We start from the raw sequence: 16,305 nt of genomic DNA, 5'->3' as shown, positions 1-16,305 counted from the left end.
GAACCCGAGTATGGGCAGGTCAAGTGGGTTATCCACAGGTGGTTTCGCTGTGGATGGTCGGGGGAAAAACCCGGTCGGCGATCCACAGGCGGTCTCCGTGCACACCGTCGTCCACCGTCGTCCACCGGTTGTCCACCGGTAATCCACCGACTTTCTCCCCAGACCTGTGGATCGTCGCGGGCGACTCGTCTGCCGTCATCCCCAGAACCTTCAACAGCTTCCCCACAGGCGACCGTCCGTCGGTGGACAACGCCGATGGTTGTCCCCAGGCGTCCACAGCGGTCCACAACGTTGTCCCCAGGGTTTCTCCACAGGCTGTGGGTAACTGCTTGTTGACGGCGTGTGTTCATCCACCGCCCGTGGATAACGAGCTGTGGACAACGAGTGGCAGGCGGTGTGGACACGCCTTCGATGGTGTGGCCTGAACCTCGTCGAGGGTCAACCCGGTGAGCGCGAAGAAGGCCGGGCCGGCATCGGCCGGGCCCTCGCCGTGCACGTACGACGGGCGTACCGCTCAGGTGTTCTGCTTGATCCGGTTGGTCAGCTCGGCGATCTGGTTGTAGAGCGAGCGCCGCTCGGCCATCTGCTGGCGGATCTTGCGGTCGGCGTGCATGACGGTGGTGTGGTCGCGCCCGCCGAATGCCTGGCCGATCCGGGGCAGTGACAGGTCGGTCAGCTCGCGACACAGGTACATGGCGACCTGACGGGCGTTCACCAGTACCCGCGACCGGGAGTGCCCGCGCAGGTCCTCCAGGCTGACCCCGAAGTAGTCAGCGGTGGAGACCATGATCTGGTCGGCGGTGATCTCCGGCCCGGCGCCGTCCGGGATGAAGTCCCGGAGCACCTCCTCGGCCAGCGACAGCTCCACGTTCGACCGGGTCAGGCTGGCGAACGCGGTGACCCGGATCAGGGCCCCCTCCAGTTCCCGGATCGAGTTGGACACCCGGGAGGCGATGAACTCCAGCACGTCCGGCGGCGCGTAGAGCCGTTCCTGCGCCGCCTTCTTCTGCAGAATCGCGATCCGGGTTTCCAGGTCCGGTGGCTGGATGTCGGCGAGCAGGCCCCACTCGAAGCGGGTCCGCAACCGGTCTTCCAGCGTCGCCAGCTGCTTGGGCGAGCGATCGGAGGTGATCACGATCTGCTTGTTGGCGTTGTGCAGCGTGTTGAAGGTGTGGAAGAACTCCTCCTGGGTCCGCTCGCGGTTCTCCAGGAACTGGATGTCGTCGATCAGCAGGATGTCGACGTCGCGGTAGCGGCGTTGGAAAGCGCTGGTCTTGTCGTCCCGCAGAGAGTTGATGAAGTCGTTGGTGAACTCCTCGGTCGAGACGTACCGGACCGAGCGGGCGTTGCCCAACGTCGTGGCGTAGTGGCCGATGGCGTGCAGCAGGTGGGTCTTGCCCAGCCCGGAGCTGCCGTAGATGAACAGCGGGTTGTACGCCTTCGCCGGCGACTCGGCCACCGCCACGGAGGCCGCGTGCGCGAAGCGGTTGGACGAGCCGATGACGAACGTCTCGAACATGTACTTTGGGTTGAGCCGGTTGCCGCCGCTGTCCGCGCCGGTGGGCAGCCGCCGATCGTCGCGACCGACCGGCCGCTGATCCGGGCCGCTGCGGCCGGGCCCGCTGTCGGTACCTCCGTCGGCCGGCATCGCCCGGATCACATGTTGGTCTCGGGGCGAGATGCCCGGCTCGTCGCCGTAGCGGGGGGCGAAGCCGCGCGGGCCGGTGCTCGTCCGGTCCAGGTGCCCGCCCTGTTCGGTGAAGCCCAACCGCTCCGGTGCCCGCCGTCCGGTGCTCTCCGCCGGCCGGATGGGTTCACCAAATGCGGCACCGAAGAGGGTCTCCTGGCCGTCGGGGGCCGCAGTGTGGGAATCGTCCTCGACGCGTGGCGCATCGGGCAGCGGCGGCCGGTCGAAACGGCCGGGGTGCGGCTGCTCGGGAATCAGCGGTAGCTGTCGCCCTCCGTCGAGACCGGCCGACCGATCGTCGACATCGCCGGGACCGTGGTCCACCTGGTCCGACTCGGGGGTGCTGCGGTAGATGGTGCCGGAGGTCCGCCCGTCCTCGGGTACCCGGACGGTGACGGCGACCTGGATCGGCCGGCCCAGCCGGCGGGTGAGCGCCTCGGTGATGGCCGGACGCAGCCGGGACTCGATCACGTCCCGGGTGAAGGCATCCGGCACGGACAGCAGGACGGTGTCCTCGACGATCGCCCGCAGCCGGGTCAGCCGCAGGTACGCCCGCTGCTGCGCGGAAATGATCTCGTCAGCGAGTTCGTCGGTCGTCGCCGTCCACACCGCGGCAAGGTCGGTCGTACCGGCCACCGTCGTGCCACCCCCTCGCCTCTGCTCCCGGACGCCGCCGTCTACCGGTGGCCCGTACCGGCGGGCGAGATCACGCCACCCACCCGGTTGCCGCACCCGGTCGTTCTCCACAAGTTATCCACAGCCTGTGTACCGACCGATTGTGGCCGCCCGCCGGGCTCGGGTCGGACCTGCCCCCTGCCGTGGCCGGGCACTGAAGCGGGGTTCACCGTGCCGAACGATTCACTACCGTGTCCGGTCTTGCCTGCCGGCGACATCGGCGCAACTCCGACGCTGACCGCAATCGGGCACGGTAACAGCGTTGTCGCCGGCTCTTCAACCGCCGACGCGGGTCACCCCTGTCGGCATTCGTGAAAACCACCGCTTCGGTCGTCTTCCGTCGCAGCTCACCGTCGGAGTGGCCAGGTTTGACGCTGATTGCCCCCCGACCTAGGCTGGAGGGGCTGCTCTCACGCCCTCTGCTAGGGTGATGGGTGCTCGCTGCCCGCGGTCGCTCACCGCACAACCGAGGTCACGCACCGCCGGGCAGCACCGATCGGGGCCACCACAGCGGCGGCCCGGACCACCACGACCCGGCGATCCACTCGCTCGGGGCGTCCGACAACGGAGAGCCTGACGTGAGCAAGCGCACCTACCAGCCGAACAACCGCCGGCGCGCGAAGACCCACGGCTTCCGGCTGCGCATGCGCACCCGGGCCGGCCGCGCCATCATCTCGACCCGTCGCGCCAAGGGTCGCGCCCGCCTGTCGGCCTGAGGCCGGTCAGGTCCGCTCCGGAGGACGTGGCAGTCGTGCTGGCGGCCGCCCAACGACTGCGGCGCAGTAGCGACTTCGCCGCAGCGGTTCGCGGTGGCCGGCGAGCCGGCCGCGGCGCTCTGGTCGTTCATCTGACCGTGCCGAACGCAGCCGGATCCGACAACGCAGCGCCGAAGCCGGCGCGGGACAACGCGGAGGCAGACTCCCCGCCGATGTCCCGCGCCGGCTTCGTGGTTTCCAAAGCGGTCGGGCCGGCAGTGGTCCGTAACCGGGTGCGCCGCCGGTTGCGGCATCTGACCCGGGAACGCCTTGTCGGCCTGCCGGCCGGAAGCACCCTCGTGGTACGCGCGCTGCCGGCCGCGGCTGACGCCACGTACCAGCGGCTCGGCACCGACCTGGATGCGGCGCTCGTCGCCGCCCGGTCAAGCCGGGGGCGGCGGCCTCGATGAGCGCCGAGCAGACGTCGTCACGCCCGGCTACCCCGGGTGCCCGGGTGCTGACCGCGCCCATCATCGCGTACCGTCGGTGGATAAGTCCGGCGTTGCCGGCCCGCTGTCGGTTCTACCCGTCGTGCAGCGCCTACGCCCTGGAGGCGGTGGCCCGGCACGGCGCGCTCCGGGGAGCCGGTCTGACGGTCCGGCGACTGTCGCGCTGCCACCCATTCCATCCTGGTGGATACGACCCGGTTCCGGAGCCGGGCGGCCGCCGACCTGCCGACGTGACTGGAGCCTGAGAATTGAGTCTCGACTGGATCTACTACGCGATCTCGTGGATCCTGCTGGCCTGGCACTCGGCCTGGGACGCCATCGGCATTCCGGACACTGCGGTCCTCGGCACGAACTGGGCGTGGATCCTCGCCATCATCTTCCTCGTGGTCACGGTCCGGGTGATCCTGTTCCCGGTCTTCGTCAAGCAGATCAAGTCGCAGCGGGCGATGCAGGCGCTCCAGCCGCAGGTGAAGGCCCTCCAGGAGAAGCACAAGGGTGACCGGGAGACGCTCCAGAAGGAGATGATGGAGCTCTACCGGAAGGAAAAGGCCAACCCGCTCATGGGCTGCCTTCCGATGTTCCTCCAGATCCCGGTCTTCCTCGGTCTCTTCCACGTCCTGCGCCGCCTCAACCCGGACCCGGCGAAGAACAACAAGGACATCTACGGCTGGACCGTCGACCAGTTCAACAGCGCCTCGGATGCCACCCTGTTCACCGCCCCGATCGCCAGCAAGTTCGGCTCGACCGCGGCGGAGCTGGCGCAACTCGGCGCCAACGGCACCGTCGTGAAGATCATGGCCGGTGTCCTGGTGCTGGTGATGATGGGCACCACGTACCTCACCAGCCGCCAGATGATCCTCAAGACGGGCTGGGCGGAGGACCCGCAGCAGCGCATGATCCAGCGCCTGATGCTCTACGGCATCCCGCTGTCCCTGCTGGTGTCGGGTGCCATCTTCCCGATCGGTGTGATCATCTACTGGGTCACCAACAACCTGTTCACCCTTGGGCAGCAACAGTGGGTGCTGCGCAAGTTCCCGCCGCCGGTGACCGCGACCAGCGGCAAGCCGGGCACCTCGGCGCGGAACGGGGCGCAGCCCGCGAAGACCGGTGGACTGTTCGGCCGGAGCAAGCCGGCTGCCGTGCCCCCGCCCCCGGCCGCGCCGAAGATCGCCGGTCCGAAGCCGGGCGCCAAGCCGGTCAACCCGAAGAAGGGCCGCCCCGCCAAGCGGCAGGGCTGAATCGTCCGGGCCGCCGCCGGGAGACCGGCGGCGGCCCGTTGCGCGCCGTGCTGCCGCCGTCCGGCCGGCGCCGGAACGCGAAGCGCCACACGCGCAGTGGCGGACGGGCGAGACTGCCCTACAGACGTGCCCGTGGATACCGGCGACCTCCCGCCGGCCGCGGGAAACCAGCGGACCCGAGGTCCGGCCGAGCGAGTACGGAGATGACACCGTGACCGACACCAGCATCCCCCGCGCCGAACAGCCCCTGGACGACGAGGAGCCGACCACGGCGGCTCCGGTCGAGGGCGAGCCGGAGGAGACCGACGCAGAAGCGGCGTCGAGTAAGGCCCCCGGCGAGAGCGACCTGTTTCGGCAGAGCGAGATCGCGGCCGACTACGTGGAGGGGCTGCTCGACATCCTCGATTACGACGGCGACATCGACGAGCTGGTGTCGGGTGGCCGCCCGGTGGTCGAGGTCGTCGGTGGTCGCCTGCAGAACCTTGTCGGCCAGCGCGGTGCGACCCTCGAAGCACTTCAGGAACTGGCCCGGCTCGCGGTGTTCCGGCAGACCGGCTCGCCGAGCCGCCTGTTGCTCGACGTCGGCGGATACCGGGCCAGCCGGCGTAAGGAACTTGCCGCGGTCGCCCGCAACGCGGTCGAGAAGGTCAAGGAGCACGGCGAGCCGGTGCGGCTGGAGCCGATGTCCGCCTTTGAACGTAAGTGCGTCCACGACGTGGTCAACGCGATCGACGGGGTGGAGAGCGAGTCCGAGGGCGTCGAGCCCAGCCGACGTATCGTCGTCCGTCCCGCGGACTGACGGGTGAGGCAAGACGACGCCAGCGGTGTTGCCGCGTCCGGCCCGGGTGGTGCGCCGCCCGGGCCGGCAGCTGTCCCGCCTCAGCCCACCACGGCGGTGCTGCCGGCCGAACTGGCCGAAGCGGCGAGCCGGCTCTTCGGTGTACGCCTCGACGTCGCCGCGGCCTACGCCGAACTGCTCGCGACCGACGGGGTGCTCCGAGGGCTGATCGGCCCACGTGAGGCCCCCCGGATCTGGGATCGTCACCTGCTGAACTGCGCGGCGGTGGCCGAGCTGATCCCACCGGGCGCCTCCGTGCTGGACGTCGGATCGGGTGCCGGCCTTCCCGGTCTGGTGCTCGCCATCGCCCGGCCCGACCTGGCGATGACACTCATCGAGCCGTTGGCCCGCCGCACCGTCTTCCTCAACGAGGCGGTGGAGGCGCTCGGCCTGACCGACTCCGTCCGGGTGTTCCGCGGTCGAGCCGAGGAGGCGGTCGCGGAGGTCGAGCCGGGGGATGTGGTCACCGCCCGGGCGGTGGCACCGCTGGACCGGCTGGCGGGCTGGTGTCTGCCGCTCACCGGGATCGGCGGCCGACTACTCGCGCTGAAGGGCGCCTCGGCGGCGGAGGAGATCTCCGAGCATGCCGAAGCGGTGCACCGTCTCGGCGGCGGTCGACCCGTGGTGCACCGGTGTGGTGAAGGCGTCGTGGATCCGCCGACCACGGTGGTCGAGATCGTCCGGGAGAGACCGGTCGGTCCGACGGCCCGGACGTCGTCCAAGAAGCCACGGTCGCGTCGTCGGTAGGCCGGAGCGCCCCACATCCGGGTCGTCGCCCGGCTAACCTGCGCACGTACGCCGCGAACAGCAGGGTTGCTCGTCCCGCTGCGCGCGTCGCGACCGGCGCGTTACGAACCCGACGTGGACCGGCCGCGCCCGTGCGCCGTAGGCTGGCCGCGCGTCGATAGTGTGGAGCGGGCGGCGATGGATCTCCCTCCGGGGCCCGGCCGCTCCCGCCGGGCGGTACCTCTGCGGAGAGCACGCGAGTGGCCCGGTTGACGGGTGCGGACCGACCATCCGAAGCGGGCAGGGATGACAGGTGCATGACGACGGCAGGTACGACGATCCGCGCGTGACCGGGGCAGCGGGTGACCCTGTTTCACGTGAAACCGAATATCCGAACTGGCGGCCCTCCGAGGTGCCGCAGAGCCCACCGGAGCCCGGTCGGAACGCGCCGACTTCGGGTGTTCCGTGGTCGGGGGCCGGCGACGGACGCGACGGTACGGACGCGAGTGGCCGCCCGGCGAACGCGTCCCCCGACGCGCGGGTGATCCCGATCCGCCGGAACACCTCCGCCTCCGCTCGGTTCGAGGCGGCGGCAGCGCACCCCCCGACATCCGCCGTGGTGCCGGATCCTCGACCGGCTTCCGACACGCCCGCACCCGCGGACGAGTCCTACGCGTCAGCCGCGACCGAGGCCGCGTACGTTTCACGTGAAACCCCGACGCGCGAAGAGGATGACCCACCGTTGGCAATGGAGGCGATGCGCGCCGTGCAGATCCTGAATCCCAGTGGCGAGGTGACCATGCCTCGGCCCGACCGGACCCGGGTCATGTGCGTCGCGAACCAGAAGGGCGGTGTGGGTAAGACCACGACCACGGTCAACCTCGCGGTGGCGCTGGCCCTGCACGGCAACCGGGTGCTCGTGGTCGACCTCGACCCGCAGGGCAACGCCTCGACCGGCCTCAACGTGCCACACCACACCGGCGTGCCGGACGTCTACGACTGTCTGATCAACAGTGTGCCGCTGGAGGACGTGACCCAGGCGGTGGAGGGCATCCCCAACCTCTGGTGTGTGCCGGCCACCATCGATCTTGCCGGAGCCGAGATCGAGCTGGTGTCAGTGGTGGCCCGCGAGTCGCGTCTGGACCGAGCCATCACCGCCTATCCGGGGCACTTCGACTACGTGTTCATCGACTGCCCGCCCTCGCTCGGCCTGTTGACCGTCAACGCGTTGGTGGCCGCGCAGGAGGTGCTCATTCCCATCCAGTGTGAGTACTACGCGCTTGAGGGGCTCAACCAGCTGATCAACAACATCAACCTGGTTCGTCAGCACCTCAACCCGCGGCTTGAGGTATCCACGATCCTGCTCACCATGTACGACCGTCGTACCCGGCTGGCCGACGCGGTCGAGCAGGACGTCCGGAACCACTTCGGCGACAAGGTGCTCCAGGCGGTGATTCCGCGTAACGTGCGGGTCTCCGAGGCACCCAGCTACGGCCAGTCGGTGATGACCTACGATCCCGGTTCGCGGGGCGCGACGAGCTACTTCGAAGCCGCGCAGGAGATCGCTGAGCGGGGCGTCAAGGAGCCGGTGAGCCGGAATGCGTAGTGCGGACGAGGCGCTGGGAGGCGTGGCATGAAGAACCGTCCACGGGGCGGTCTGGGGCGGGGCCTGGGGGCGTTGATCCCGACCGGGCCGGCACCCAACGCTGGCGCTGGGGTCGGCGCGCCGCCGCCGGGAGTGAGCGGGTCGACGGCCGTGGCGACTCCTGCCCCGATGCCGGTGCCCTCTCCGGCCATCGAGCCTGACGAGACCCTGAGCCCGGTGCCCGGCGCGCGTTTCGCGGAGATCCCGGTCGACTCGATCGTGCCCAACCCGAAGCAGCCTCGTCAGGTCTTCGACGAGGAGGCCCTGGAGGAGCTGAAGACCTCCATCCAGGAGGTCGGTTTTCTCCAGCCGATCGTGGTGCGGCAACTCGACGGCGAGAAGTTCGAACTCGTCATGGGCGAACGCCGGTGGCGAGCCGCCCAGGCGGTCGGTCGGGAGAACATCCCCGCGATCGTGCGCGACACCCGAGACGACGCCATGCTGCGGGACGCGCTGCTGGAGAACATCCACCGGGCGAACCTCAACCCGCTGGAAGAGGCGGCGGCCTATCAGCAGTTGCTGGAGGAGTTCGGAGCCACCCACGAGGAACTCGCCCGGCGCATCGGTCGCAGCCGGCCGCAGATCTCGAACACCATCCGGCTGATGAACCTGCCGGCACCGGTGCAGCGACGAGTGGCGGCCGGGGTCCTCTCCGCCGGGCACGCCCGGGCGCTGCTCAGCCTGGAGGATTCGGAGACCCAGGAGCAGTTGGCGCTGCGAATCGTTGCCGAAGGACTGTCGGTCCGGGCGACCGAGGAGATCGTCGCGCTCGCCCTCAACGACGGACCGGCCAAGAAGGAGTCGGCGAAGCGTCGGCCGAAGCCACACGCACCGGCGCTGACCGACCTCGCCGACCGTCTCTCCGACCGGTTCGACACCCGGGTGAAGGTCGACATCGGGCGGAGCAAGGGCAAGATCACGATCGAGTTCGCGACCGTCGACGACCTAGAGCGGATCGTGGGCATCATCGGAGTAGAGCCCAAAGACCCGGAGAACTGAGCAACCGAACCGACAAGGCCGCCTCGTCCCAATGCGACGAGGCGGCCTTGTCGTCATCCGGGTAGCCGCCGCTAGCAGCCTGCAAGGCAGGGGCTTACCGCACGCACCCAACGGCCGCATTGCCCGACGCGTGCGGTGCCAGATATCTGGTGCTTGGTGCTTGGTGCTTGGTGCTTGGTGCTTGGTGCTTGGTGCTTGGTGCTTGGTGCTTGGTGCTTGGTGCTTGGTCGCTGGTGCTGGCCGCTGGCGTTGCCGTGTCGTTGGCGCTTCCCGGTTCGGTAACGCCTTCAAGGCCGATGCCGACTGGTCGCCGGTAGCTCGTGCTGCCCCTCGCCGTCATGCCCCGCTGCTGTCGCTGTCGCTTCTACTGCGAGGCCGCCTCGCTGGTCCAGGTCGAGGCTCGACTCGGGGACTTCCGACTTGCGGCATGTCGGTCTCTCAGACCAGAGCTATGGCGCGACATACCGCAAGCCGTGACCTGACTGTCGAGTCGGCCCGGACAGGCGTGGTTTCGGCGGCCGCTGAGGTCGCGCTGACGTCGGACTGGGGTCGCGCTGGCGTCGGACTGGGGTCGTCCTGGCGTCAGATGGCGGCGGGGGCGTCGCTGGCGACACCGAGGGCTCCGACGCGTATTTCGCGTCGCCGATCTGATGCGTGCCGGACTTGTCGCGCCTAGCCTGTCGTGCCGGACCTGATCGCCCCAGACTCGTCGAGCAGCAACGAACCTGTCGTGCCAAGCAGTTTGCTGCTGGAAGGGATGCCCCTCCGAGCCGCAGGTTGTGCCGGAGGGCTTTCTGGTGCGCCGTCTCGGGCCGGCTCAGGTTCGAGAATGAGCTGGACGGCCAGCCCTGCGTGCGGCTTCAGTGTGGGGTAACGCTTGGCTCTTATGGTCGGCTAACGAACGGCTGACTCAGGTGCGCAAGACCGCCCAGACGGGAGCCGGCTCCCTCGGAGGCCGGCTCCCTCGGAGGCCGGCTCAAATGGAGGCCGGCTTCCTCGGAGGCCGGCTCCGCCCTGATGGCGCCCGCTGCAAGTGGAGGCCCGCCTAGACGGGGACCCGCTCATACGGGGACCCGCTCAGACGGAAACCTACGCCGGACGGCCGCGGCCGGATCAGCCACGACAGACACTCGCGAGACGGTCGTCGTCTGCGCGGTCGCCGGACGCGGCCTACACGGACACAAAGTGGCAACCCGACAGAGGTAGCGGACCGAGCGATTCAGGCGGGTGCCTTCAGGCGACGCGGGCGGCTTCAGGCGGTGGAGGCCATGCGGCCTTCGGGCAGGCGTCGTTGGAGTCGTGGCAGACGAGCATCGGGCGAGCCGGACTCGGGTAGGAGGACAGGGCGTGTTTCACGTGAAACAGGGGTTTGGATTGCAGCCGATGGTCTCCACCCCGCGGCGCCCCACCGACGACCGGGTCCGTAGGTGGCTGGTGTACAGCCCGGACTTGGAGGCGGAAACAATCACCGGACCGGTGGCGGACGGGGATGGAGGCGCGCCGAAGGCCGACCAATCAAGCGGTGATTGGCTCAACAGCCGAACTCGGAAGTGGCACCCGCTGGTGCGGTGTCCAGGAACGTTCACCGGGCCGCGCCGGGTCCAGGCAACGACCGGTGGTGTCGGAGTCGGGTCCGGATACCGGCGTCGCATCCGGACCCGACTCCGCCTTGCCGGATCGCCGCCTGGACCTCGCCGCGACACCGCCAACGTTCCTGGACACCGCACCAGCCCGCGCCGTCGAGCGCTCCGGGGCTGCCCTGCTCCGTGGCCTACAACTCTGGATGAGAACCCCGCCGCTCGACGGTCGGGTACTCGCCTTGTCCCGGTCACGCCGGTGGACGAGGCGGCAGGGTGGAGCCGGCCGATTGGGCCGCAGCTCTGATGGCTACGAGCGGCTCGTTGTTTCACGTGAAACGCGATGTTGAGTGAGTGTGGGCGAGGCGGCCGGTGAACGTCAGGTGTGCCTTGGTCGTGCCCCTCGTCGGACCGCGTGTCTGACGGGGGACGTGCCCGCTGATGTTATCCACATCGGTTGTCCACAGGCTCGCGCCGTTTCACGTGAAACATGGCCCGAAACCCCTTGTCGAAGCGCGACAGCGGGAAGAATCCAGCTACCCGGCGCCCTGTGGATAACTCTGGGGAGAACTTCTCGGCGCGGCCTGTCCCGACATTCGAGCGCTGCGGAGAGTCGAAGACGATTCGGGTAGGGACAGTGGTCCCGGACTCGGTTAGGGTCAGCGTCGTGCACGACACCCCTCCCTCAATTCCGGACTTCACCCAGTGGCCGTCGTTCCCCTTCGAGGGCGACCTCCGGGTCAAGCCACTCGCCGATCCGGTCCCTGTCGAGCCGCCCCGCAAGGGTGAGGCTCACCGAGAATGCACCGCCTGCCTAGCGCCCGACGAGGCCTACATCTGGGTCGGTGAACGATGGCGCGTACGGGCCATGGACCGGCCGACCGGCCTGCCCATGGTCCTCATCCTGGAGTCACGGTCGCACCTCGATCTCGGCGACTTGCCCAATCTGCTCGCCGCCGAGTTGGGCGTGATGACGGTACGGCTCGAACGGGCCATCCGATCGCTGGACGGGGTGGCGCGAGTGCACGTCAACCGCTGGGGAGACGGGTCCGCCCATCTCCACATGTGGTTCCTCGCCCGTCCGTACGGCCGGCTCCAGCTGCGTGGCACCTTCCTGTCGCTCTGGGACTCGATCCTGCCGCCGATCTCGGAGGAACAGTGGCGGGAGAATCTCGCCCTCGTTGCGGCCTGGCTGGCCGAGTTCGGCGGGCGGCCGCTAGCCGAACCACCCCGCATCCAGTGGCAGGCGCCGTCCAGTCTGGCCGCGCAGTCTGCCGCGCCCGCCGAGACGAAGCCGGCAGAAGGAGGGTCGCTGCTGGACGCCATCGGTGAGACGGCTGAGCCACCCGATGCTCCCGGCGCCGGTGTCGGTTCGGAGTCGTCAGACGCGGCGAGCTCGATGTCGGCGAGTGGCTCGGTTCCGGAGGAGGCTGTCGACGCGGCACCGCAGCGACAGACGGCAGCGAACGCGGTCGAGGCGGCTCGACCTGAGCCGACGAGGCAGCCGGTTTCCGGGTCAGCAGGAGCGAGTCCGAAGACCAGTACTGTCGATACGCATCGGCAAACCGAGTCCACCGATGCGGCCGGAGCCGCCAGGACCTGTGCCGCCGGCACCGACACCGACACCGGTACGGCCGCCGGCACCGACACCGACACCGGTACGGCCGCCGGCACCGGCACCGGCACCGACACGGCCGCCGGCACCGATACGCCCGACACCGACACCGGCACCGGTACGGCCGCGGGCACCGGTACGGCGGGCACCGGTACGGCCGGAACTGCCGGGACCGGAGCCGCCAGGACTGCCGGCCACGTCCGGAACCGGGAGTCGTAGCGAGGGGCAGGCGCAAGCGGAGAGCCATAACGGAGGTTCGACGGTGCTGTCCGGTGAACCGAGCCTGCCGGAGAGGGTCAGGTTCGTGCCGGTCGAGCCCCGAGAGCGGCCGACAGGAGGTTGCCGCCGCCCGTTCGGTTGGCTTGGACCTTGGCGCCGTGGCCAGCGGTGCTGACGGGCACGGCCACGGTAGGTCGTAGCCTCCGCAGCTCCGGATCGGCAGGAACGGGCCGTGGGTTGGTCACCGCACAACGTGTGCGACTGGGGGCGCTCTCGGGGACCTCGACCGGCGGCGTCTGCGGAATACACCGAGCTTGGTCGCCGTCCCATTCACGGCCAGGGCACGCCTCGGTGCTGCCGGTCGCGCGGACCGTCTGGTTCGGCGCGCCCGCCGATCCCCACCAGGGCGATCGGCGGGCGGCGGTCTGAACCAGGGCGAGGCCAGGCGCACCGGCGGGTGTGGCGCGTCAGACTGATCAGCGACAGCCTCCGGGCGGAGACGAGTCCGGTCAGCGGGTGACGGTGGGCTGCGAGATCAGCAGCGGCGAGATCAGCGGGCCGCGGCGCGGGCTACCAGGTCTCCGATCACGCGTCCGAAGTCGAGACCGGCGGCCTGTACGGCGAGCGGCAACAGCGACGTCTCGGTCATCCCCGGCGAGACGTTGACCTCGAGTACGTGCGGCTGACCGGTCGAGTCGACGATCAGATCGACCCGGCTGAGGTCACGCAGGCCGAGGGCGGTGTGGGCGGCCAGGGCGACCTGGGCCACCGATTCGGCGACGGCGGGTTCCAGGCGGGCCGGGGTGTGCCAGGTGGTGCGTCCCGCCGTGTAGCGGGCCGCGTAGTCGTACACGCCGTTGCGGGGCACGATCTCCACCGCCGGTAGCGCCTGCGGACCGTCTCCCAGGTCGACCACGGAGACCGCCACGTCCATGCCGGGAACGTACCGTTCGACGAGCGCCGTCGAGTCGTACGCGAAACAACCCACCATGGCGGCCGGAAGCGACGCCGCGTCCCGGACCACGGCGGCGCCCAGGCCGGAACCACCCTGGGCCGGCTTCACCATGAGCGGCAGTCCCAGGCGCTCGACGATGCGGTCCAGCACGGCCACCGCGCCGAGTTCGCTGAACCGGTCGTGCGGCAGGGCCACCCAGTCGGGGGTGGCGATGCCGGCCTCGCGCAGCACGGCCTTCGCCGACGGTTTGTCCCAGGCGAGGCGGGAAGCCCGGGCGTCACATCCGACGTACGGCACGCCGCACAGGTCCAGGACGCCGCGCAGCGACCCGTCCTCGCCGGTGGCACCGTGCAGGGCGATCACCACGGCGTCGGGTGGATCCGCCGTCAGAGCGGGCAGCAGGGCCACGTCGGCGTCGCGCAACTCGGCCTGCATCCCGACGGCGCGCAGCGCGTCAAGCACCCGGCGGCCGGAGCGCAACGACACATCACGCTCGTACGACAGACCACCGGCGAGCACGAGCACGTGGAGATCGGTGGTCTCGGGGCCCGACACGGCGGGTTCTTCGGCAGCGGTGACACCCATGCCGGGCATCATGCCAAGTCTGGTCCCGGCGCGTCCCAGCCGGTCCGGCCTCGCCGGGTACCGGGCTCGCCGACCGCGCCGAACACCCGCCGCATGGCGATGTCCTGTTCCATCACGCTGGCCAACCGGCGCACGCCCTCCCTGATCCGCTCCGGCGGCGGGAAGGAGAAGTTGAGCCGCATGTGACCGTTGCCGCTGCCGTCGGCGTAGAAACCGGTGCCGGGCACGTACGCCACCCGTGCGGCGATGGCCCGGGGCATCATCGCCTTCGAGTCCAGCCCGTCGGGCAGCGTGGCCCAGACGAAGAGCCCGCCGCCCGGCACCGTCCAGCGGGTCTCGGCGGGCATCAGGTCCTCCAGCGCGGTGAGCATCGCGTCCCGCCGCTCCCGGTAGACCTCGCGGTAGACCTTCAGCTGCTCGCGCCAGGGCATGGTGCCGAGGTAGGTGCTGACGGCGGCCTGCGCGTACGCGCTGGGGCAGAGGATCTGTGCCTCGCTGGCGATCACCAGCTTGTCGCGTACCGCGTGGGGGGCGAGGATCCAGCCGACCCGCAGCCCCGGCGCGAACGTCTTGGAGAAGGTGCTCAGGTAGAAGACGCCGTCCCGCCGCCGCGCCCGCAGCGGCGCGGGCGCTTCACTCTCGAAGCCCAGCTGGCCGTACGGATCGTCCTCGACCACCAGCAGCCCGGCGCGCTCGCAGATGTCGAGGACCTGTTCCCGCCGCTGCTCGGTCAGCGTCACGCCGGTCGGGTTCTGGAAGGTGGGGATGGTGTAGAGGAACTTCACCCGGCGTCCGGCCCGGGCCTGCTCCGCGATGGCGAGTTCCAGAGCCGCCGGGATCAGACCGTCGTCGTCCATGGGTACGTGCACGACCTGTGCCTGGGCGGCCTGGAACACGCCGAGCGCACCGACGTAGGTCGGCCCCTCGGCAAGCACCACGTCACCCGGGTCCAGGAAGAGGCGGGCCACCAGGTCGAGCGCCTGCTGCCCGCCCACCGTCACCACCACGTCCTCCGGGGAGGCCCCACAGGCGGCGTCGATGCCGGAGAGCGCCATCACCTCGCAGATCCGCTCCCGCAGCTCCAGGGTGCCCTGACCGATGCCGTACTGCAGGGTGGTGCTGCCGTGCTCGGCACCGAGCCGGCCGAGCATCTCGCCGACGGCGTCCAGCGGCAGCGCGGCGATGTAGGGCGCGCCACCGGCGAGGGAGACGACCTCCGGTCGACTGGCCACCGCGAACAGCGCCCTGATCTCCGAGGCGGTCATTCCCCGGACCCGCCGGGCGTACCGGTCGGTGTAGTCGTCGAGTGTCGTGCCGGTCATCACATCACCCCGATGGCTGCTCGGACGGCTCCGGTCCCGGATACCCAGGACGACGGCGACCATGGCGGTACGGCGCGCCGGATGTCGATCCTAGCCGCCCTGCACCGCCCGATGCGCCTCCGATTATTCGTGCGTCCACATGCCGGACCGGCGGCCGACACCCCTGAGGTGGAGGTTCATGCTTGGTCTCCCCTGCCGCCGATCGGCGGCGTACGATCGCTCGTCGGGGGCAGGAACACGGCGGTGCCGTCCGGGCCGCTGCGGCGGCGGTGCCGCCCGGGCCGGTCCCACCTCCGAGCCTAGTGTGGGGAAGCGCCAATGTCGCGACGTCTGGTCAGCCTGACCCTGGACACCCTGGAGGACCTGCCCCTTCCCTGCCGGCAGTGTGTCTACTGGGAGCTTGATCCGGTTTCCGCGGACCGTGCCTGCGCTGCGGGCGACCCTGGGCTGGAGAAGGAGGCGTGGGTGTCGCAGACCCTGCTCGAATGGGGTTCGTGCGGCAAGCTGATCTACGTCGACGGCATGCCGGCCGGGTTCGTGATGTACGCCCCGCCGGCGTACGTTCCCCGGTCGATGGCCTTTCCGACCTCTCCGGTCTCCGCCGACGCGGCGTTGCTGATGACCGCGAACGTGGTGCCCGCGTTCGCCGGCGGTGGCCTCGGCCGGATGCTGGTGCAGGGGGTCGCCCGCGATCTGACCAAGCGCGGAATCAAGGCGATCGAGGCGTTCGGCGACGCGAAGTTCGGTGACTCCGCCGATCCGGGCGGAGCATGCGTGGCACCCGCCGACTTCTTCCTCTCGGTGGGCTTCAAGACGGTTCGCCCGCATCCGCGGTTTCCCCGGCTGCGGCTCGAACTGCGGACGGCGTTGAGCTGGAAGTCCGACGTCGAGTACGCGCTGGAGAAGCTGCTCGGCTCGATGAGCCCGGAGTCGCTGCTACGCCCGGTCCGACCGACGCCTGCCACCCGGTCGACGGCCGGCTGACCGCCCGCGCCGCGCGGACGGTTTGACGTGACCGCG

At 69.9% G+C, this 16,305-nt stretch carries 12 protein-coding genes and 1 pseudogene; 10 read left to right on the top strand and 3 right to left on the bottom strand.

Annotated elements, in window-relative coordinates; all coding sequences use genetic code 11:
• Positions 1–514: 514 nt before the first annotated feature.
• On the bottom strand, positions 515–2,323 hold the full coding sequence (dnaA, locus tag O7601_RS06840; RefSeq protein ID WP_281565370.1) for a chromosomal replication initiator protein DnaA: 1,809 nt from the start codon (positions 2,321–2,323) through the stop codon (positions 515–517).
• A 617-nt stretch (positions 2,324–2,940) separates the two neighbouring features.
• Here dnaA and rpmH point away from each other — a divergent pair.
• The 9 genes and pseudogenes from rpmH to O7601_RS29460 form a co-directional block, all read left to right on the top strand.
• A complete protein-coding gene (gene rpmH / locus O7601_RS06835; protein WP_013736606.1) occupies positions 2,941–3,078 on the top strand; it encodes a 50S ribosomal protein L34 in 138 nt (45 codons plus the stop codon).
• Positions 3,079–3,113: 35 nt separating this feature from the next.
• Positions 3,114–3,527 (top strand): ribonuclease P protein component, encoded by a 414-nt coding sequence (gene rnpA, locus O7601_RS06830; protein WP_281566825.1) that lies wholly within the window; start codon positions 3,114–3,116, stop codon positions 3,525–3,527.
• Positions 3,524–3,811, top strand: a complete 288-nt coding sequence (yidD, locus tag O7601_RS06825) for a membrane protein insertion efficiency factor YidD (RefSeq protein ID WP_281565369.1) — start codon at positions 3,524–3,526, stop codon at positions 3,809–3,811. The genes rnpA and yidD overlap by 4 nt, the downstream gene beginning before the upstream one ends.
• Positions 3,812–3,814: 3 nt before the next feature.
• On the top strand, positions 3,815–4,804 hold the full coding sequence (gene yidC / locus O7601_RS06820; RefSeq protein ID WP_281565368.1) for a membrane protein insertase YidC: 990 nt from the start codon (positions 3,815–3,817) through the stop codon (positions 4,802–4,804).
• A 211-nt stretch (positions 4,805–5,015) separates the two neighbouring features.
• Positions 5,016–5,603 carry a R3H domain-containing nucleic acid-binding protein gene (locus O7601_RS06815; protein WP_281565367.1) on the top strand — a complete coding sequence of 196 codons (588 nt, stop codon included), beginning with the start codon at positions 5,016–5,018 and terminating at the stop codon, positions 5,601–5,603.
• Positions 5,604–5,699: 96 nt separating this feature from the next.
• Positions 5,700–6,389 (top strand): 16S rRNA (guanine(527)-N(7))-methyltransferase RsmG, encoded by a 690-nt coding sequence (rsmG, locus tag O7601_RS06810; RefSeq protein WP_281566824.1) that lies wholly within the window; start codon positions 5,700–5,702, stop codon positions 6,387–6,389.
• A gap of 292 nt (positions 6,390–6,681) precedes the next feature.
• Positions 6,682–7,974, top strand: coding sequence for an AAA family ATPase (locus O7601_RS06805; RefSeq protein ID WP_281565366.1), 1,293 nt, complete (start codon positions 6,682–6,684; stop codon positions 7,972–7,974).
• Between the two features lie 27 nt (positions 7,975–8,001).
• On the top strand, positions 8,002–9,012 hold the full coding sequence (locus O7601_RS06800; RefSeq protein ID WP_281565365.1) for a ParB/RepB/Spo0J family partition protein: 1,011 nt from the start codon (positions 8,002–8,004) through the stop codon (positions 9,010–9,012).
• Between the two features lie 2,265 nt (positions 9,013–11,277).
• Positions 11,278–11,847, top strand: a pseudogene (locus tag O7601_RS29460) (hypothetical protein); the annotation flags it as partial.
• A 1,126-nt stretch (positions 11,848–12,973) separates the two neighbouring features.
• Here O7601_RS29460 and O7601_RS06790 read toward each other — a convergent pair.
• Both O7601_RS06790 and O7601_RS06785 read right to left on the bottom strand, forming a co-directional pair.
• Positions 12,974–13,963, bottom strand: coding sequence for a D-alanine--D-alanine ligase (locus tag O7601_RS06790; protein WP_281565364.1), 990 nt, complete (start codon positions 13,961–13,963; stop codon positions 12,974–12,976).
• An 8-nt stretch (positions 13,964–13,971) separates the two neighbouring features.
• On the bottom strand, positions 13,972–15,285 hold the full coding sequence (locus O7601_RS06785; RefSeq protein ID WP_281565363.1) for a PLP-dependent aminotransferase family protein: 1,314 nt from the start codon (positions 15,283–15,285) through the stop codon (positions 13,972–13,974).
• A 318-nt stretch (positions 15,286–15,603) separates the two neighbouring features.
• Between O7601_RS06785 and O7601_RS06780 the strand changes: the two genes are divergently transcribed.
• The gene (locus O7601_RS06780) at positions 15,604–16,269 is read left to right on the top strand and encodes a GNAT family N-acetyltransferase (RefSeq protein ID WP_281565362.1); all 666 of its coding nucleotides are present in this window, start codon (positions 15,604–15,606) and stop codon (positions 16,267–16,269) included.
• Positions 16,270–16,305: the final 36 nt, after the last annotated feature.

It is taken from the genome of Verrucosispora sp. WMMD573 (assembly GCF_027497175.1).
Lineage (GTDB): Bacteria > Actinomycetota > Actinomycetes > Mycobacteriales > Micromonosporaceae > Micromonospora.
This window is presented reverse-complemented; position numbering and strand designations above follow the sequence as displayed.

Coding starts and splice junctions, on each gene's coding strand:
- yidD (WP_281565369.1), top strand. CDS start 3,524: ATGAGCGCCGAGCAGACGTCGTCACGCCCGGCTACCCCGGGTGCCCGG.
- O7601_RS06785 (WP_281565363.1), bottom strand. CDS start 15,285: ATGACCGGCACGACACTCGACGACTACACCGACCGGTACGCCCGGCGG.
- O7601_RS06790 (WP_281565364.1), bottom strand. CDS start 13,963: ATGGGTGTCACCGCTGCCGAAGAACCCGCCGTGTCGGGCCCCGAGACC.
- O7601_RS06800 (WP_281565365.1), top strand. CDS start 8,002: ATGAAGAACCGTCCACGGGGCGGTCTGGGGCGGGGCCTGGGGGCGTTG.
- O7601_RS06780 (WP_281565362.1), top strand. CDS start 15,604: ATGTCGCGACGTCTGGTCAGCCTGACCCTGGACACCCTGGAGGACCTG.